The sequence below is a fragment of the Corynebacterium sp. HMSC074E01 genome, from assembly GCF_001808885.1.
In the GTDB taxonomy this organism is placed as follows: domain Bacteria; phylum Actinomycetota; class Actinomycetes; order Mycobacteriales; family Mycobacteriaceae; genus Corynebacterium.
This window is the reverse complement of record NZ_KV794854.1, coordinates 447520-447729: the sequence shown is the minus strand read 5'-3', so window position 1 is coordinate 447729 and position 210 is coordinate 447520.

The window sequence follows — 210 nt, the reverse complement described above, 5'->3', positions numbered from 1 at the left end:
TGCTCCCCGCGTAAGCGGGGATGAGCCGCCGGGGGGCACGTACATCACATTCCCAGACGCGTGCTCCCCGCGTAAGCGGGGATGAGCCGTGGCCGGGCGAGGCCCAGCCCGCGCAAGAGGCGTGCTCCCCGCGTAAGCGGGGATGAGCCCGATTACCGATGTTCGAGAAGTTGCCTGTGAGCGTGCTCCCCGCGTAAGCGGGGATGAGCC